General features: G+C 52.7%; 14 protein-coding genes and 1 rRNA gene. 5 read left to right on the top strand and 10 right to left on the bottom strand.

All coding sequences use genetic code 11. The features are described from left to right. Nucleotides 1-22: 22 nt before the first annotated feature. A complete protein-coding gene (locus HMPREF1207_RS21370; RefSeq protein WP_009677228.1) occupies nucleotides 23-1,546 on the bottom strand; it encodes a glycosyl hydrolase family 18 protein in 1,524 nt (507 codons plus the stop codon). A 407-nt stretch (nucleotides 1,547-1,953) separates the two neighbouring features. Beyond that, nucleotides 1,954-2,553, bottom strand: a complete 600-nt coding sequence (locus HMPREF1207_RS21365) for an NUDIX hydrolase (RefSeq protein WP_016423967.1) — start codon at nucleotides 2,551-2,553, stop codon at nucleotides 1,954-1,956. Between the two features lie 189 nt (nucleotides 2,554-2,742). Here HMPREF1207_RS21365 and msrA point away from each other — a divergent pair, with 189 nt between their 5' ends. The 4 genes from msrA (at nucleotide 2,743) to HMPREF1207_RS21345 (ending at nucleotide 6,847) form a co-directional block, all read left to right on the top strand. Beyond that, nucleotides 2,743-3,711, top strand: coding sequence for a peptide-methionine (S)-S-oxide reductase MsrA (msrA, locus tag HMPREF1207_RS21360; RefSeq protein ID WP_009677273.1), 969 nt, complete (start codon nucleotides 2,743-2,745; stop codon nucleotides 3,709-3,711). 183 nt (nucleotides 3,712-3,894) lie between these two features. Further along, nucleotides 3,895-4,590: a response regulator transcription factor gene (locus HMPREF1207_RS21355; protein WP_009677275.1), complete on the top strand. Its 696-nt coding sequence runs from the start codon at nucleotides 3,895-3,897 to the stop codon at nucleotides 4,588-4,590. After that, the gene (locus HMPREF1207_RS21350; RefSeq protein WP_009677246.1) at nucleotides 4,580-5,716 is read left to right on the top strand and encodes a sensor histidine kinase; all 1,137 of its coding nucleotides are present in this window, start codon (nucleotides 4,580-4,582) and stop codon (nucleotides 5,714-5,716) included. The genes HMPREF1207_RS21355 and HMPREF1207_RS21350 overlap by 11 nt, the downstream gene beginning before the upstream one ends. 192 nt (nucleotides 5,717-5,908) lie before the next feature. Further along, complete coding sequence (locus HMPREF1207_RS21345) at nucleotides 5,909-6,847, top strand: D-alanyl-D-alanine carboxypeptidase family protein (RefSeq protein WP_009677267.1); 939 nt, start codon at nucleotides 5,909-5,911, stop codon at nucleotides 6,845-6,847. Nucleotides 6,848-7,000: 153 nt separating this feature from the next. Here HMPREF1207_RS21345 and HMPREF1207_RS21340 read toward each other — a convergent pair whose 3' ends face one another. The 7 genes from HMPREF1207_RS21340 to HMPREF1207_RS21305 form a co-directional block, all read right to left on the bottom strand. After that, nucleotides 7,001-8,917 (bottom strand): arginine--tRNA ligase, encoded by a 1,917-nt coding sequence (locus HMPREF1207_RS21340; protein ID WP_009677235.1) that lies wholly within the window; start codon nucleotides 8,915-8,917, stop codon nucleotides 7,001-7,003. Between the two features lie 1,266 nt (nucleotides 8,918-10,183). After that, nucleotides 10,184-10,528: a cytochrome o ubiquinol oxidase subunit IV gene (cyoD, locus tag HMPREF1207_RS21330; RefSeq protein ID WP_009677253.1), complete on the bottom strand. Its 345-nt coding sequence runs from the start codon at nucleotides 10,526-10,528 to the stop codon at nucleotides 10,184-10,186. 1 nt (nucleotide 10,529) lies between these two features. After that, nucleotides 10,530-11,129, bottom strand: coding sequence for a cytochrome o ubiquinol oxidase subunit III (cyoC, locus tag HMPREF1207_RS21325; RefSeq protein ID WP_170318738.1), 600 nt, complete (start codon nucleotides 11,127-11,129; stop codon nucleotides 10,530-10,532). A 30-nt stretch (nucleotides 11,130-11,159) separates the two neighbouring features. Beyond that, on the bottom strand, nucleotides 11,160-13,130 hold the full coding sequence (locus HMPREF1207_RS21320; RefSeq protein WP_009677269.1) for a cbb3-type cytochrome c oxidase subunit I: 1,971 nt from the start codon (nucleotides 13,128-13,130) through the stop codon (nucleotides 11,160-11,162). Between the two features lie 23 nt (nucleotides 13,131-13,153). Next, nucleotides 13,154-14,122, bottom strand: a complete 969-nt coding sequence (gene cyoA, locus HMPREF1207_RS21315; protein ID WP_170318736.1) for a ubiquinol oxidase subunit II — start codon at nucleotides 14,120-14,122, stop codon at nucleotides 13,154-13,156. Between the two features lie 487 nt (nucleotides 14,123-14,609). Continuing rightward, on the bottom strand, nucleotides 14,610-14,888 hold the full coding sequence (locus tag HMPREF1207_RS21310; RefSeq protein ID WP_009677268.1) for a hypothetical protein: 279 nt from the start codon (nucleotides 14,886-14,888) through the stop codon (nucleotides 14,610-14,612). A gap of 412 nt (nucleotides 14,889-15,300) precedes the next feature. Continuing rightward, entirely contained in the window at nucleotides 15,301-16,395 is a 1,095-nt protein-coding gene (locus HMPREF1207_RS21305; RefSeq protein ID WP_231392123.1) for a glycoside hydrolase family 88 protein, read from the bottom strand. A gap of 162 nt (nucleotides 16,396-16,557) precedes the next feature. On the opposite strand from HMPREF1207_RS21305, the gene HMPREF1207_RS21300 reads away from it, so the two are divergent. Then, nucleotides 16,558-17,421 (top strand): AraC family transcriptional regulator, encoded by an 864-nt coding sequence (locus HMPREF1207_RS21300; RefSeq protein ID WP_009677270.1) that lies wholly within the window; start codon nucleotides 16,558-16,560, stop codon nucleotides 17,419-17,421. A gap of 207 nt (nucleotides 17,422-17,628) precedes the next feature. On the opposite strand, the gene rrf is transcribed toward HMPREF1207_RS21300, so the two are convergent. Next, a 5S ribosomal RNA gene (gene rrf / locus HMPREF1207_RS21295) occupies nucleotides 17,629-17,745 on the bottom strand. Nucleotides 17,746-17,765: the final 20 nt, after the last annotated feature.

Genomic DNA, 17,765 nt, shown 5'->3' with positions numbered 1-17,765 from the left:
TTGCCGCCGGCCGACCGCCGTCTTAGCGGTCCAGCGATTCCGCCAGCCGCGGCAGCAGCTTGCCGTCCGGGTCGCCGTTCAGCTCCCAGAACATGGCTCCGCCGAGGCCTTTTTCCTTGATAAATTCGGCTCTGTAACCGATCGATTCCTCGTCCTCGTAGGAGACGAACTGGCCGGTTTGCTTGTTGTAGAGGTAAGGAACCTTGGCGCGGTCGTTCCAGTAGCGCTGGAATCCTTCCGGCTTTTCAGTCCAATCCACGACGTCCCCGCCTTTGCAGGCCTGGTACAGACCGTTGTTTACGGCTTCGCAGCCGCCCCAGGAACGGCCGTAGAACGGAATGCCCAGTACCAGCTTTTTGGCGGGCACACCCGCATTCAGGTGCCCGTTCACAGCCGCTTCCGCATAGAAACGGTGGGCGTTCGGATCCGGATCGGCCGGATCGTAGTACAAGGCGGCGTTGTTATTGCTCGTCGGCTCCCAGCTTCCGTGCAGGTCGTACGTCATGATGTTCACGAAATCAATGGCCTCGGCCACTTTATCGAGCTCCGTATCCCTCACGTAGTTCGGATTCGCGCCCGATGCGATCGTGAGCAAATAATGACGGCCGTCTTCACGTCCGGCGGCTTCCAGCTTTTCACGGATGGTGTGCAGCAGCAGGGTAAAGTTCGTGCGGTCCTCCGGACGGCGCACATTCGTTTCCAGGCCTCCCGTCACCGGATACTCCCAGTCGAGATCGACTCCGTCGAAGCCGTTCTCCCGGATAAAGCGGACGGCGCTGTCGGCGAATTTGGTACGGGAAGCCTCCGTAAGAGCCGCGTCCGAGAACCGGCCCGACCAGGTCCAGCCGCCGACACTGACCAGCGTCTGCAAATGAGGATTCGCCTGCTTTAATTTCGCAAGCTCTTTGAAATCGCTTACAAATTTGGCGCAATCTTCTCCTTTGCACGCTCCAGGGTAGGCTTCTTCCTGATCCTTAGGCGAACTCAGCGCCACCTCCCCGTCCACGATATTGGCGAACGCGTAGTTGATATGCGTCAGCTTGGACGCGTCGATCTCGGAAGCCTTCAATTTTCCCCAAGAGGTGAAATAGCCGACGACTTTATAAGTAGGGCTGACGATCGCCATCCGTCTGGCCTGATCCCACTCCACCAGGCTCCTCGACGCCTCCGAAACGAAACGGAGAGGAACGTACAGCGTGTCTCCTTGTTTAGCGGGAGCGGCTTGAAGGTTAGCGAGCTGGTTGTTCACTCGCGCTTCCTTGGAGCCCAGCTTCATCTCGATAAAGACGCCCGTCTTGGACAGCGTAAAAGTACCGTCCTCTTTCAGGGGACTAAGCTTTAGTTGAAGCTGTTTGGCCAGCTCCTCGGCGGGTACGGTCAGGGCATCCCCCTGCAGAACAGGCTTCTGCTGCTGTACGGCGACACGGCTGCCGTAAGCGATACTGATATCACCGGCAGAGGACGCGCCCATGGCGGGAACGGCTCCCAGCGCAAGCCCCAGCGTTAATGCGGTCAATAAAGAGGGTTTCCATTTTTTCAAGAACATGACCTCCCATACATGATGGCGGAAGATTCGGAGAGCGTTCCGTTAGGCGGAAGTCATTAAGCGGAAAAAGCAAGTCTCGCGGGAAGAGTTTCACAGCAGGAGTCATCTGTCGGAGGACTTAAAAAAGAGGGCTTAACCCGGAGTCGAAAATTATCAATTCCGCCTTTTTAGAAAACGCTTCCAAATCTTTCTATGGCAATAAGATAGCACAGAAAACTTCCATCTGTACAAGGAATTTTTAATACGGTTTCCGGCGCTTTTGGAGAATAATTTTACCAATTGAAATCAAGGACTCGAATGCTGCCCGACCGGCTCTTTTCATGCCGATTTTTCCCCTAAAAAAATGCAGCCTTCGGCAATCGCTGCCTTGGCTGCATGCTTTGTATCCGCTCCACTGTTTAACCGTATTAGACGCGGAAAAGTCCGTACCCATCCAGCGGAACCACCGGATCCGTGTCGATAACCAGCCCTCCGCCCCGCCCGTTCCAGGCCACATCGGCCAGCCAGCGAGTAAAAGGAGCCACGTTCATCGTCTCCATTTCTTCCAGACTGTAAAATCCTGCGGCGTCCACCTCGTGATCGTCCGGTACGGGTTCCCCGCTTACGTAATCCATCGCGAAAGCGATATAAATGTTATGAATGCTTTTCGGCATGTCCCGGAACGCCACTACCTTCTTAACGGAAGCCTCGATGCCCGTCTCCTCCAGCACTTCCCGCGCAATCGTCTCGTGAATCAGCTCAAGCTGTTCGATAAAGCCGCCCGGGTTGGTCCATCTTCCCTTGCCCGGCTCCTGCGCCCTGCGGACGAGCAAAAGCTTATCTTCCCGCATCACGAGAGCTCCTACGCCCGCACTGTAGCTGCCCCAGTGGACAAAGCTGCAGGCCGGACAAGCCCGGCGAAGCGTTCCGTCCATATCCCGCGTTTCAAGCGGAGTTCCGCACGTCATACAATAATTCGCTTCCATCGAGGTCACCTGTTTCGTTTCAGAATGGACTGCATACGTCATGCAAGGGCCATTATACTCCTTTCGCGGCTTTCGTGAAAGAGCGGTCCGGCCGTAAAGCGGACGCGGCAAACGACAGGCTGCCGTGACCCGGCGGCGGGATTTCTTTTTTCGGGCAGAGAGATGGTATAATGGAAAGGTCAGGAATCTAACCGACATTACAGAACTTTCAAATAAAGGAGCTGGGGAACCATGAGTTTGGAAAACAAGTCATCCGAGCTGGCAACATTTGCAGGCGGCTGCTTCTGGTGCATGGTCAAGCCGTTCGACGAGCAGCCTGGAATTCTCAAAGTCGAATCCGGCTATACGGGCGGCCACCTGGAGAATCCGACGTACGAGCAGGTTTGCTCCGATACGACCGGCCATTACGAAGCGGTCCAGATCACGTTCGACCCTGCCGTGTTCTCCTACGAGCGCCTGCTTCAGGTATTCTGGCAGCAGATCGACCCGACGGACGCGGGCGGGCAATTTAACGACCGCGGACAGTCGTATCAAACGGCCATTTTCTACCATAGTGAGGAACAGAAGGCGGCGGCGGAAAAATCCAAGTCGGATCTGGCCCGCAGCGGGCGGTTCGACAAACCGATCGCCACGGAAATTTTACCGGCCAAGCCGTTTTACCCGGCAGAAGAGTATCACCAAGGGTACTATAAAAAAAATCCGCTGCGCTATAAAGCGTACTCGGTAGGATCAGGGAGGGCGGCATTTTTGAAAAACACTTGGAAAGACCACGCGAAAGATCAGGATCTCAAAAAGCGTCTCACGCCCATGCAGTACGAAGTGACGCAGAACAGCGGCACCGAGCCGCCGTTCCGCAATGAATTCTGGGATCACAAAGAAGAAGGGCTGTACGTCGATATCGTATCCGGCGAGCCGCTTTTCAGCTCCCTGGACAAATTCGATTCGTCCTGCGGATGGCCTTCCTTTACGCAGCCGCTGCAGGGCGAGCAAGTAACGGAGCATGTGGATCTGACCCACAATATGGTCCGCACGGAAGTCCGCAGCAAAGAAGCGGATTCCCATCTGGGGCATGTCTTCGAAGACGGCCCGGGCCCGAACGGGCTTCGTTACTGCATCAACTCGGCCGCTCTGCGCTTCATTCCGAAAAACAAACTGGAAGAAGAAGGCTACGGCGATTACCTGAAACTGTTTTCGAAATAAGAACCGGGGCCGGTTTCTCTTTGGGGACCGGCCTTTATTTAAGCCGCGGGGGCATCCCCGCTTTTTTTATTGAAAGAATTTCTTAACCTTTTTGTAAAAAGATCCTAAGCAACAAATGATACAATGGAACCATTATGACTGACGGCCCTCCGCAACCGGGCAAAACAAAGGATGAAAACGGACATGGACAAGCATATTCTGATCGTCGACGACGACGATAAAATCGCGCAGCTCATCGAAATTTATTTACAAAACGAAGGCTATACCGTCTACAAAGCCGACAACGGCCTAACGGCTCTGGAAATTATGGCGGCGCAGACGGTTCACCTCGTCATTCTCGATATTATGATGCCGGGCATGGACGGCCTTCAAGTTTGCATGAAAATACGCGAAAAGCAAATGACCCCCATCTTGATGATCAGCGCGAAGGACGGGGATCTCGATAAAATTACCGGACTGATGACCGGGGCGGACGATTACGTCGTGAAGCCCTTCAATCCGCTGGAGCTGATCGCCCGTGTGAAGTCCTTGTTGAGAAGGGCGTATTTCCAGGCGCAGGCATCCGTTCCCGCCGAAGAGCACACGACCCGGATCGGTTCCCTGTTGATCGACAAGCAGACGCACACCGTTACGGCCAACGGACGCCTCGTCAAGCTGACGCCGATCGAATTCGGCATTCTGTCCCTGCTGGCGACTCATCCGGGACGCGTTTTCAGCTCGGAAGAAATTTTCGAGAAAATCTGGAAAGAAAAATATTTCGAATCCACGAACTCCGTCACGGTTCATATCAGCCGCCTCCGCGATAAACTGGAGAAGGAAATGGAAGGCGAGAAACTCATCCACACGATATGGGGGGTCGGCTACAAGCTTGAAAACTAATTGGAGCAGAGCCCTGCTGTACAGCCTCGGTTCATCCCTGCTCGTGCTGCTTCTTATTTTTCTCCTGGGCCGCACGCTCTTCTATTCCTATCTTTCCGAGCGGATCAGCCTGGAAAATATTTTGATCTGGATCAACTACCGGATCGGTTATCCCGAAGCTTATATCCAGGCCGGACTGATCATCTTCCTTCTCTTTTTTATTTATTTTTACCGGCTGGAGCAGCGTCACCGGGACAAGCGCACGCTCGCGCAGATTATCGAGAATATGCAAAAAATCACCGACGGCGATTTTAATCACCGGGTTCCGGCGGGGGGCTCCGGCGAGCTCGGTCAGCTTGCCGTACACGTTAACCGGCTTGTGGACCGCCTGAAGCTCTCCCTGGAGGAAGAACGCCAGGCCGAACAGGCCAAGAACGACCTGATCACGAACGTATCGCACGATCTCCGGACACCGCTCACTTCCATTACCGGTTATCTGGGCCTGGTGGATCAGGACAGGTACCGGGACGAAGTGGAGCTCCGCCACTATATCGGGATGGCGTACGAGGAATCCCAGCGGCTGAACCAGCTCGTTCAGGATTTGTTCGAGTATACGCGGCTTCGGAACAAAGAAATGAAGCTCCAGCTCGTCAAGATCGATCTGGTCGAAATGCTGCATCAGATTTTCTCCGCTTTTCAGCTGCAGCTCAAGGAGGCGAACATGGACACGCGGATGACGTTCGAGCAGCCCCGCCTCTATGTGCTTGCGGACGGCAACAAACTGCGCCGGGTGTTCGAAAATCTGATCACCAACGCCATCAAGTACGGGCATGACGGAGCTTATCTCGACGTCACGGGACGAATTGAAGGCAGCGAAATTGTCCTGTCCTTAACCAATTACGGAGAATCGATTCCCGCGCCCGATCTTCCGCGGATTTTCGAGCGGTTCTACCGCGTCGAGAAGTCTCGTACGAAGCATCTCGGGGGCTCCGGAATCGGTCTGGCCATCGCCAAGCAGATTATCGATCTCCACGGCGGAACGATCGAGGCTTACAGCGATCCGGAGGAGACCGTATTCACGGTCCGCCTGCGGACGCTGAATCCCGACAGCCCTCCCCCTTCTTCCGTCCGCTCCGGTTCCTTTTAAACGCGATCTCCCTCGGGGGGATCGCTTTTTTTATCGCTGGAATAACGGCTGTTCGCGAGACTCTCAAAATCTGTCTAAAATCACAGAGAATCGTAATTATTTCGTAAGGTTTTCTTATCGGTTTATTAAACGTTAGGGTCCAATATAGAAGGAGAGCAGTTACCGCCTCAAACCGGAAAGGAGCACTACCCTATGAAACTAAAATCAACCCTGCTGGGACTCACGGCTGCCGTCGTCGCCTTGACCCTTGTCTCGGATCCCTTACATGTTATCAAACCTCACGCGGCCGCCGCCATATCGACGCTGCGCTCTGGTCTTCTGGGCGAAAGCGGCAGCCCTTTAACTTCTTCCGTCGAGGGAGAAGCCGCCATACTCATGGACGCGGATACCGGCAAAGTCCTTTTCGAGAAGCAAAAGGACTCGCGCCTTTATCCCGCCAGCACCACCAAAATCGTCAGCGCCATGGTCGCCCTCGAGAAAGGCGGCGCCAAGGACCGCATTACGGTCGGCGACGAAATCCGGCTGAAAACGACGGGTGAAAGCACCGCCGGACTGTGGGAAGGCCAGCGCCTTTCACTGGAAGATCTTATCGCCGCGATGATGCTTCCTTCCGGCAACGACGCGGCCAGAACCGTCGCCCGCTACATAGCCGAGAAGGATAGCGGCCGGAAGCTCTCCGCGGAAGAGGGCATCGCCTATTTCGCCGGTCTGATGAACGAGAAGGCCGCCGCGGTCGGCGCCAAGCGCTCCCACTTCACGAACCCGCACGGGCTACACGATCCCAAGCATTACACGACTGCGGGCGATATGGCCTTGCTTGCCCGTGAAGCCATGAAGAACAAAGTGTTCCGCAGCATTGTCGATCAGCCCCGGCATACGGTCGCTTCGGCCGGACATTCGCAAACTTTCGTCAACCGGAACCAGCTTCTTCAAGAGGGTGGCGCCTACTACTTCAAAGGCGTTAACGGCGTCAAAACAGGCTTCACCGACGAAGCCGGCTATTGTCTCGTCTCATCGGCGGACCTTGACGGGAAGAACCTGATTACCGTCGTACTCCGGTCAAGCTCAGGCGGCGTCTATACCGACACCCATGCGCTGTTAAAGCTTGCCGTGAACAAAGAAGCCGCCTAAGCTAGGCTAAGCTAGGCCAGGACAGACCGGACCGGGCCGGGTTAAACGGCAGCGGACCCTCCAAAACGTGCCGCGCTCTCCTTGCCCGTGCGGCCGGGCCCCCTTTCACGGAGCCTCCCGGTCAAGGTACGGCATACCATGCTCGCCGGAAGATTACATCCGTTCCGGAGCCGGCAGTCCGAGCACATCGAGCGCCTTCCCCAACGTTTCACGGAATTTCCAAGTCAGCCACACCCGCAACTCCACCCGGTCGACCGGACCCTTCAGTATCGGGCAGGCACCGTAGAAATTGTTGAACAGCAGCGACAGCTCGAAAGCATAGCTGCAGATCAGATTCGGAGCCAGCTGCCGGACGGCGGCATCCATGGTCTCGGTCCAGTATGCGATCTGCTTCAGCAGCTGACGCTCCGGGGGCTCCAGCGCCCCGCCGTCAACGGAAGGCACCGGAGGCTCCATGAGCGCTTTGCCGCTTCCCATCTGCCCTGCGGCTGCCTTTTCCAGCACACTTCCGGCACGGGCGTAAGCGTACAGCAGATATACGCCGGAATTTCCGCTTACTTCCGTCGCCTGGCGCAGATCGAAAACGACTTCCGTCTGAAGATGATATTTCAGCAGGTAATACCGAATTGCGGCGGCCGCAATCTCCCGGCTGGAAAGCCCCTCCTGCCGGGAGCGCTTGGATTCGATGCTCTCCTCCATCACATGGAGGAGCTCGGCCACCTTGATGCCTACACCCTGGCGGCCCGACATGGCATACGAGCCTTTGCCTGCGGAAGTGTCGACTCCCAGGCTTTCGGCCGTTTCGGGGCTCAACGACACGACTCCGTAGCTGACATGCAGCAGCCTGGCCGCCTGCTCCTTGTATCCGAGCGCCTCCAGCGCCAGCTTAACCATCGTCTGCGGATATTCCTGCCGGTAATCGATCACATTGATCACCGTCTCTCCGCGGCCGTACGGCATCGCATATCCTTGCGAATCGGTGGACCAGACGCCTTCCGCGAACGGCATATACGTAAAATCTTGGGACAACAAGCCGAACTTCCACAGATGGTACGCGATATCTTTCGCCGTATAAGTCAGTATCCCGTTCGACCGGACGAGCACTTTGTCCGCCTGATGCGCTTCCGGTTCAGGATTTGAGGCCCCCTCCGCTTCACCGCTGCGCTCACCTCCGTGACGCAGCACCCAGCATCCGGCAAGCTTGCCTTCCTCCACTTTATAAAAGGCCTCGGTAGCCTGGAGATGCTCAAAAGCGGCTTCCCACAGCCCCTCGGCTACAATCCGGCTTTCCCATACGAGCACGTCATAGCCGATGCCGAACGCCTTCATCTCGTGAAGTTGTTCGCGCACAATCTTTTCCGCCGTCAAACGCCCGATCCAGGCCGTAGAAGAGGTTCCTTCCTCCAACTCGTGCAAAACCCTCGTTCTCTCTTCCTGAAGGCCAGGCTCCTCTTTATACATTCTGTTCACCTTTGCATACGTATCCCAGCAAAAATCACCGAAACAGACATGCTTTCCCTCCGTCTTCGTATGAAGGATACCCACTACCGTATCAGCCAACTGGTTGCCCAGATCATCAATGTAATTGTGAATTTCGACTTCACGGCCTGCTCTCGATAATAGGCGCGCCAGCGTATCCCCAATGCAGGAATTACGCAAATGTCCGATATGCGCCGATTTGTTCGGATTGATCGACGTATGCTCGATCATCACCTTTCCCTTCCCGCCATCCCCCGCATAAGCCGAGTATTCCCGGTGGCGGTTCATCCAGGCGCTCCAATCGATAGCAAAATTCAAAAAGCCCGGCGGAGCAGCCTCCACTTTCGAAAAAATCCCTTCTGCAATGCCGGAATGCTCCAGCTCCATTTTTAGCTTTTTCGCAATCTCCAGGGGTGATTTTTTTAACGTTTTGGCTAAGAGCATGGCCACATTCGTACTGTACTCCCCGTGCTCGGGATGGGCCGGCTTATCCACCAGCACTTTAATTCCTGCCGGCCACGGCGTACCGGTTTCGTCCAGCAGCTTCCGGACCTGTCTTTCGATTTCATCGCTTAATTGTGTGGAAATCATAGTATCGCCTCCGGTTTTTTGGGTGAAACGCAAAAAGCCCCCGTCTCTATGAAGAGACGAGAGCTCGTAAGATCCCGCGGTACCACTCTAAGTGCCCGGCTACCTCCTGGGCGAAAACCGGACCTCTTTTGACCGATAACGGCGCTCAGCCGGATCTCCCTACTTTCCGTTCAGAAGACCATCTCCCGGGCCCGTGGCCAATCAGACATCCGTACCGGCTCTCACCTTCTCCGGCTCGCTGCGACTATCCGTCTGAATGCCAATCCCGTTCTTAAACGTTCCTGTTTTGCGTTGTTTGAATAATTAGATTTATTTATACAGGATCGTTCGATCCTTGTCAAGGTGTCAGCATTCACGTTCAGTGTTCCCCCTCCGACCGTGCTGCCGCATCTTTCCTATAATTGAACGGCTAATTGACCTTTCTTTTTTTCTTATTGCACGGGTACAACAAAATTCTACCTTTGTGATTACTACCCAAAAGCCAACTCCCACAATTGCTCCATAACAGGGGGGTTGAACTCTTGGGGATACAATAAAATGGAAAGGAATAACGTTATCAGGATGGCGACGGTTACCGAAACAGCCCGATTTACGTATCTGGTTCTTTTTATGAAGCCAATCGCGATCACTGTACTGTTTAAAACATAAATAACGGGAAGAGAAACAATTCTGCCAAGCCCCGTGTAAGGAAAGAATTCGATTAACCCTGTAATCAAAAGCATGGAAGGAGCGAGGGCCAACACACACTGATCCAGAACCGAAAATCTGAATAGAGCAGCCTTGTTCAATCGGGGAAAGTATTTATAGAACAGATGACTACAGTTGAGGCATTTATTATCATAAGGAGCTACGAACGGAATCAAGGAAATCAAGGCCCCATAAGAAACCTCTCCCGTGAAAAATATAAAGGTAAGAAAAAAATAAACAGAGAGCAGCAGTCTCGTTAAAATAGAAGAAGTTTGCTTGATTCGGTCACTGTTACAATTAGGACAATGCTTCACACGAATCTCCATCCTTACCCGCCAACTTAAGTTTCGTTAATGAAACGTACAAACAAGCTCATAGGTGTACTATTCTTTTTTTGTCGATTCGCTTCCTCTTTTATCCGCGAACATAAACCAAGCTAATTAATAGCCGGACAGATGGAACGCTATATATGTTGCCTCCTACTTCCCTCGTGCTCATTTACGAAATAAACATTTTCTTACGGATGCCCATAAAAAAAGAGCTTCCCCGCATGAACGGGAAAGCTCTTTCGGACCTCGCTCAGTGAGCGACGGTATTGTAAGTCATAATCCAGATGGAACCTGCCACGATCGTCGTCAGAATTACGAGACCGAGAATCAAAGTCAGCAGGTTGTATCGAGGCCCCTTCTCGTCCGTCAAATGCATGAAGAACAGAAGCTGCACGGCGAACTGGAGAACGGCGGTAATGAGCAGGACCAGAATGGCCGCCTTGCCCGTTACCATTTTGTTCAGGATCACGACCAGCGGAATAATCGTCAGCACGATCGACAGAAGGAAACCGATGACGTAAGACTTCAGAGAACCATGCGATTCATGGTGTTCATGATCATGCGCTCCGCCCGAATGGGTCGTATGTTGTGCCATCTTACATCACCCCCATCAAGTAAACGAACGTGAAGACGAAGATCCAGACCACGTCCAGAAAGTGCCAGTACAAGCTGATGATGTTCACTTTACGGCGTGTTACGGAGTTGATGCCGTGACGGCTTAGCTGAATCATCAAAGCAATCATCCATACCAGACCGACGGATACGTGGATTCCGTGCGTTCCGACCAGGGTGAAGAACCCGGACAAGAAACCGCTCGTGGAGATCGTCGCGCCTTCATGAACCATTTTTACAAACTCGGTTACTTCCAGCGTGATAAAGGAAGCGCCCAGCAGCGCCGTTACGGCCAGCCAGCCGATCAGGCCTTTACGGTTGCCTTTGTTCATCGCCAACACGGCCAGACCGCTTGTAAAGCTGGACGTGAGGAGGATGAACGTCTCCGCGATAATACCCGGCATTTCGAACAGCTCTGCCGGAGTCGGACCGCCATTAGTGTTGCCGTGAAGAACGATGTACGTAGCGAACAGCGTACCGAATAGGATAACGTCGGTGATCAGGAAGATCCAGAAGCCGAACATCCGCAGCGATTCGAGGTCATGATGGCCATCATCATGGCTGTGATCGTGCTGGTGAGACATTGCTTTTTTAGGACTGCTTGCTTGTGCCAATTAGACCGACCCCCTTGCCGCGGCTTCCGTGCGTTCAATCTCATCCACCGGAATATAGTAATCTGTATCATAGTTGAAAGAATGCGCGAGCATACATACCGCCACTCCGATCATACCCGGGATGGCGAAGAACATCCAGCCGAACACGAACCCGAAGCCCGCGATGAACCAGCAGAGCGATTTGATGAACGGAATCGCCGAGTTTTTCGGCATGTGAATCGGTTCAAGCTTCGCCTTAGGCGCCGGTTTTCCGCCCTGCTCCAGACGCTGCTTCTCTTCCCAGTAAGGATCCTGCACGCTTGCCGTAGGAATCGTCGCAAAGTTATAAAGCGGAGCCGGCGAAGGGATGGACCATTCCAGCGTACGTCCGTCCCACGGATCGCCTGTTGTGTCGCGCTCCATGAATTTGATGCTGTGTGCGATTTGCCACACTTGGAAAATGAAACCGATCCCCATCAGGAAGCCCCCGATAGTGGAAGTCAGATTCAAGCCGTACCAGCCCGAATCCCAACCATACGTGCTGAGACGCCGTGTCATGCCGTCCAGGCCGAGGAAATACTGCGGCATGAAGCAGACATAGAAACCGATATTCCAAAGCCAGAATGCCCATTTACCGAGCTTCTCATTCAGCTTGAAGCCGAAAATCTTCGGCCACCAGTAGTAAAGACCGGCGAAGTATCCGAATGCGACACCGCCGATGAGCACTTGGTGGAAGTGGGCAATCAGGAAGTAACTGTTGTGGAACTGGAAGTCGGCCGGCGCTACGGAGAGCAGCACCCCGGTCATCCCGCCCACGATAAAGCACGGAATAAATCCGATCGTCCACAGCATCGGCGTGTCGAACCTGATTTTACCCCGGTACATGGTGAACAGCCAGTTAAACACCTTCACGCCCGTCGGAATCGCGATAATCATCGTCGTTATGGCAAAGAAGGCATTGACATTGGCCCCCGAACCCATCGTGAAGAAGTGATGCGCCCAGGTAAAGAACGAGAGAACGCTAATAATCATCATGGCGAACACCATGGATTTGTACCCGAACAATTTTTTCTTCGCGAAAGTCGCGACGACTTCGGAGAAAATACCGAATGCAGGCAGGACAACGATGTAAACCTCAGGGTGACCCCACATCCAGATGAGGTTGATGTACATCATCGGGTTGCCCCCGCCGTCGAGCGTGAAGAAGTGCGCGCCCATGAAACGGTCCAGGAACAGCAGGGCCAGCGTTACGGTCAGAATCGGGAAGGCGAAAATGATCGCGATACAGCTGGAAAGCACGGACCAGGAAAACATCGGCATTTTCATGAGCTTCATGCCCGGTGCGCGCATTTTCAGAATGGTCACGATAAAGTTAATACCGGTCATCAAACTGCCGATACCGGAAATTTGAATCCCCCAGATGTAGAAGTTCTGCCCGACCCCCGGACTGTGTGAAAGCTCCGACAGCGGCGGATAGGCCAACCAGCCCGCATCGGGCGAGCCTCCGATAACGAAAGACATATTGAACAGCATCGCGCCGAAGAAGAACAACCAGAAGCTGAGCGCGTTCAGGAACGGGAACGCAACGTCGCGCGCTCCGATTTGAAGCGGTACGGCGATATTGAACAAGCCGAACATAAGCGGCATCGCCATGAACAAAATCATGATTACGCCGTGCGTGGTGAAAATTTGGTTATAGTGCTCCGGCTGCAGGAACTCCATATCCGGCATCGCCAGCTGCGTCCGCATAAGCAGCGCATCGACGCCGCCGCGGAACAGCATCAGAATCGAAGCGATGATATACATGATACCGACACGCTTATGATCGACGGTAGTCAGCCATTCGCGCCACAGCCATGTCCATTTTTTAAAATAAGTAAGTACAAAGATGATGGCGATAGTCGCCAGAGCGATACTCACGTCAGCGCCGTAGATCAGCGGATCGCCGGTTACGAAGAACGTGGACGCGAAATCTTTGATTTTATCCAACATAATGGATGTTCCCCCTTTCCTCTCTATTCATGGCCCGTATGAGCGGCGGAAGCTTCTTGCTTCACTGCGCCCGAGCCTTCCGTTGAACTGTTTCCGGCGGCTTTGTCGGAAGTGCCCGACTCGGTACCGGCGGATGGTTTGGCGGGTACAGGTGCACCGAAGCCTCCATGGTTATGGGATGGGGAGTATCTCGTTACGATCTTCTCAAACAACCCTTCCGGGAATTTGGAGAAGGATTGAACCTCGGATACGCCAGGCTCCGCAAGCTTCTTGTAGCCGTCCAGCGTAAGTTCCGGAGAGCTTCCTTTGATTTCTTTGACCCAGGAATCGAAGTCGGCTTGAGTCGTTGCTTTCGCGACGAATCTCATCTTACCGAAATCTTTACCGCTGAAGTTAGCGCCTGACCCCATGTATTCACCAGGCTCGTCGGCCATCAGGTTCAGCTTCATGGCCATCCCGGACATGGTGTAAATCTGTCCGCCAAGCTGCGGAATCCAGAAGGAGTTCATCGGTGCGTCCGAAGTCAGTTCGAAACGGACCGGCACATCTTCCGGAAACTGAACATAGTTAACTGTCGCGATACCTTGCTCCGGATACTTGAAAAGCCATTTCCAGTCCAACGATGTAACTTGGATCGTGATCGGCTTAACCTCTTTCTCGGCCGCAAGCGGTTTGGAAGGCTCCAACGCATGCGTGTAACGGACCGTTACGATACCCAGTGCCAAAATAATCAGAATCGGGATCCCCCACCAAATGGTTTCGAGCTTGGTGCTGTGCTCCCAGTTTGGCGTATATTTCGCCTTTCTGTCCGGCTTGTCACGGTAGCGCCATACGATTACAAAGGTAATCACGAGCACGGGTACGATGATGACCAGGCAGAGCAGAGTCGAAATCACGATCAAATCCATCTGCTGCTGACCGACGGGACCTTTCGGATCCAATACGATCGGACTTTTACAGCCTGCGGAAACGACCGTCATCAAGACCAGCATGAATACTGCGCTAAAACGCCGGAACAAGTTCCCCTTCTTCAATTCTCCTCATCTCCTGACTAACGCCTCCGCCATCAGAAGATGCGGAGATCGTTCGTTCTTTCATGTATGTGATAAACATAACAGAAACGGAATCGAACATCTGCCCTGTTAACAAAGGTGTCATCGAACCGTTGAAATTCCGTAATAGAAAGTTCAACGTTTCGACGTTTTTTTGTAATGAATAGGCAGAAAACCTTGTCAGACCAACGTTTTCACCAAAACTTGGATGAAACTTCGCACTCATTGGACTCTAATTGTGAACGTAAAATCTGTCCGATTATGTCGATTTCCAGACACACCTTAAGCTTCATTACCCCAAACGGCCGTCTTCTAACAATCTGTCCCGGTTAAATATGCGCTCTTACTCCCACACGTTCCTACTTGAAGACAATAAAAAAAGCCCTCCACCCTTTCGGGTCCGGAGGACTTCTCATTCATTCCTGCGTCATTCGGTTACTTCGCCGTTCTCCTGCTGTTCAAATTTACGCTCGTGCACCAGATGAATCGCTGTGCCGATTGTATAAATGAACACGCTGCCGACCATAAAGCCGATGCCGACCATCAACGTCAGGTTTTTGTCGCTAAAGTGGAAAACGTTCCACAAACTCATAATAATTCCGATTACAAGCGAGCTCCATGCCATCATGTTCATAAAAGTAAATAAGCGACCAACTTCGCGTTCGTTTTTTTGTCTTTGCGGTACCGTTAATGTTTTAGTTGTCATTGATATCACTTCCCTTTCGTGCAGTAAGGGTCTATTTGTGTCTATTATAGCACAATCTTTAAAATTTGTTCAAACAATTTTCAAATTTTGATCAATAATTGGACACTTTTTATTACCCGAAATGAGAAGGAGGTAAACATTAGGTAAATAGCCTCCATTATCTTAGCTGCACAGCTGCCTGCAAAGACTCCTTTCCCCGTTAATCCGCGAATTTCCGCAAATGGGCTCTTATGAACTTACGGCAGCCCCTACTTTCGATGGTCGTATGACTGTGCCAGAGAGGATACTCCCTAACCACCCTTGTATGATTCCATTTATGAAAAAACGTTATCCCTTCTTCTAAAGACTGACCGTCTGAGACTGTATGTGTTTTTCTCTGTTTTTCCGGATGTCCTTCGCTTTCTTTGCTTCTTTAAAAAATGCTTCCCTGCCAGCCGTTCAGCTTTGCGGCCGCCTCGACAAAGAAGTAATCGCCGTAGATCAACCCCACGTCGACGTTCTGGCCGGCAGGCTTATTTCCTGTGCCTTCCCGAAGGATCGCTTCGGTCTCGTCATCAAAAGACGCGTACGATCCTGCCAAAGCTGCCATGATCCTCACCGCGGCCCGCTCATACAGCTCTCTTTCAGGGGAAGCCACATGCTTTGCGATTTCAAGCAGACCGGACGCCGCGCAAGCTGCCGCCGACGTATCTCTGGGCTCCCCTTCCGCATTCCCGGTACGGAAATCCCAGTGGGGCACGGCATCCTCCGGCAGAGAAGCCAGAAAATAGTGGGCGACTCTTTTCGCCGCATGCAGGTAACGCATATCGCCGGTGTACCGATAGACGTTCGCCATCCCGTAAAGAGCCCACGCCTGACCACGGCTCCATCCCGATTCCGGCGAATGTCCCTGGCCTCCCAGCGCTTCCAGAAAAGCCCCCGTCTCCGGATCAAAGCTGACAATGTGCCTGACCGATCCGTCTTCCCGGATAAAATGCTCCAGCACGGTATCCGCATGAGCCGCCGCTAGATGGCGAAAGCGGGGATCCTGGATTTCTTCCGCCGCCCAGAAAAGCAGGGATAGATTCATGCAGGAGTCAATGATGGCCCAGCCGGTTTTGTCCTGATTCCAGGCACGCAGATAGCGCCCGGCCAGATTAAACCGCCCTGCCAGAAAATTCGCCGCCTGAATCCCCCTTCGACGTGCATCCGCGTCTCCCGTAAGCTTGTATTTGATCACGGCAGTCGGAAGAAATTGAAACCCCACATCATGATGAAGGTTCGAGTTGCTTACCATACACTGTTCCAGATTCGCATCCCAGTCCCAGGCTCTCTCCCGGAATGAAGGATCGCCTGTCATTTCATGCATAATCCACAACATACCCGGCCAGAACCCGGATGTCCACCAATCGATCCTCATATCATCGTATACTCCGTCAAAAGCAACATGAGGCGATTTATTCCCCATTTTTTGTGCCATAGCGTTTACTTTCTTATACAAACTGCCCCATAATTCTTCCTTATTCATCTTTTGTCCCTGCCTTCCCGGCAATCCTCCGGCATTCCACTTCACCGCTGCAGACTCCGTTTATGTCGTTATTCCTCTATCGTAGCAAACACCGTCCGGACTTGTTTTGGGGATATTATGATATAATGTTGTCATATTACGAATTCATTGAGGTCGCTCACCATGAGACTTGATAATTATGCCGATCTTGGACGGCATCCCGTGCAGCTTTCCCTCTATCTGAATCGTTCGGAAAGCTTTCGCGATATTTTCCATGCCCATCAGGGAATCGAAATTTTATATGTCCACCGCGGCAACGGGAGGGTCATGATCGGGCAGGAACTGTTCGAGATGAAACCCGGCACACTTCTGTATTTCAAACCCTTCCAGCTTCATACGATTCGGATGACCATTACCGAACAACAACCTTACATCCGTTCCATGCTTCTGTTCGATCCGGCCGTGTTGCTCCGGTATACCGAGCCTTACCCGTCGCTAAACAGTTTCTTGCTGCATATCTGGAAACATCCTTTCGGTGATCAGTGGGTGGACGTGACGGATACGGATGCCATGGATAAACTCTTTCATTTTTATAAGGGTGAACCCCAAGCAAACCGGAACACTCCGGCCCAGTCCGAAAAAGTTCTGCTGGATACGCTCTCCCTCCTCCACCGGATTCAAGCCATTTTTGATAAACAGTCAGCCGTAGGCAGAGCAGGCTCCGCACTCCGCTTTTCTCCGTCTGTGGTTGCCATCCTCGCATGGATCGAAGCCAACTATGCCTCGGAATTCCGTTTAACCGATTTGGCCAGGCATGTGCACCTCACTCCCAACCATGTTTCCTACCTGTTCCACAGGGAGACCGGGAGTACCTTGACTAACTATTTGACTGCTAAACGGCTGCAACAGGCCTCTTTTCTTCTCAAAACGACGAATTTATCTGTCCGCGAAATCGGCCACCGAATCGGATTTTCTAACTTCTCTTACTTCTGTCAACTGTTCAAAAAGCACAACGGTCTTACGCCCGCAAAATATCGCATGAGCTAGGCACAAAAAAAGGCAGAACGTCTTCAGACGTCCTGCCTTTTTTGTGCTTAGGCTGCTGTTACAGTTTCAAACCATCGAAACTTATAGAACAGAAGCAGTGTTCCGATGTCATTAGTATAGCTCCCAATAAAATACAAATTTTCGGTAAAATCGCCTGCATACAAAAAGAGCCCTCTTGAACGGTTATGTTCAAAAGGACTCTCATTTGCTTGGCAACGTCCTACTCTCCCAGGACCCTTCGGTCCAAGTACCATCGGCGCTGGAAGGCTTAACGGTCGTGTTCGGGATGGGTACGCGTGGTTCCCTTCCGCCATCGTCACCAAACAGGTGTCTATTCAGACACA

The sequence above is a fragment of the Paenibacillus sp. HGH0039 genome, assembly GCF_000411255.1.
Taxonomy (GTDB): Bacteria; Bacillota; Bacilli; order Paenibacillales; family NBRC-103111; genus Paenibacillus_F.
The sequence above is the reverse complement of the archived record's forward strand: the minus strand, read 5'-3'. Positions and strand labels throughout refer to the sequence as shown.

What these genes read in the sequence shown, in the direction of transcription:
- HMPREF1207_RS21370 (WP_009677228.1), bottom strand. Translation starts at nt 1,546, where the DNA reads ATGTTCTTGAAAAAATGGAAACCCTCTTTATTGACCGCATTAACGCTG.
- HMPREF1207_RS21365 (WP_016423967.1), bottom strand. Translation starts at nt 2,553, where the DNA reads ATGACGTATGCAGTCCATTCTGAAACGAAACAGGTGACCTCGATGGAA.
- msrA (WP_009677273.1), top strand. Translation starts at nt 2,743, where the DNA reads ATGAGTTTGGAAAACAAGTCATCCGAGCTGGCAACATTTGCAGGCGGC.
- HMPREF1207_RS21355 (WP_009677275.1), top strand. Translation starts at nt 3,895, where the DNA reads ATGGACAAGCATATTCTGATCGTCGACGACGACGATAAAATCGCGCAG.
- HMPREF1207_RS21345 (WP_009677267.1), top strand. Translation starts at nt 5,909, where the DNA reads ATGAAACTAAAATCAACCCTGCTGGGACTCACGGCTGCCGTCGTCGCC.
- HMPREF1207_RS21340 (WP_009677235.1), bottom strand. Translation starts at nt 8,917, where the DNA reads ATGATTTCCACACAATTAAGCGATGAAATCGAAAGACAGGTCCGGAAG.
- cyoD (WP_009677253.1), bottom strand. Translation starts at nt 10,528, where the DNA reads ATGGCACAACATACGACCCATTCGGGCGGAGCGCATGATCATGAACAC.
- cyoC (WP_170318738.1), bottom strand. Translation starts at nt 11,129, where the DNA reads ATGTCTCACCAGCACGATCACAGCCATGATGATGGCCATCATGACCTC.
- HMPREF1207_RS21320 (WP_009677269.1), bottom strand. Translation starts at nt 13,130, where the DNA reads ATGTTGGATAAAATCAAAGATTTCGCGTCCACGTTCTTCGTAACCGGC.
- cyoA (WP_170318736.1), bottom strand. Translation starts at nt 14,122, where the DNA reads ATGCTGGTCTTGATGACGGTCGTTTCCGCAGGCTGTAAAAGTCCGATC.
- HMPREF1207_RS21310 (WP_009677268.1), bottom strand. Translation starts at nt 14,888, where the DNA reads ATGACAACTAAAACATTAACGGTACCGCAAAGACAAAAAAACGAACGC.
- HMPREF1207_RS21305 (WP_231392123.1), bottom strand. Translation starts at nt 16,395, where the DNA reads ATGAATAAGGAAGAATTATGGGGCAGTTTGTATAAGAAAGTAAACGCT.
- HMPREF1207_RS21300 (WP_009677270.1), top strand. Translation starts at nt 16,558, where the DNA reads ATGAGACTTGATAATTATGCCGATCTTGGACGGCATCCCGTGCAGCTT.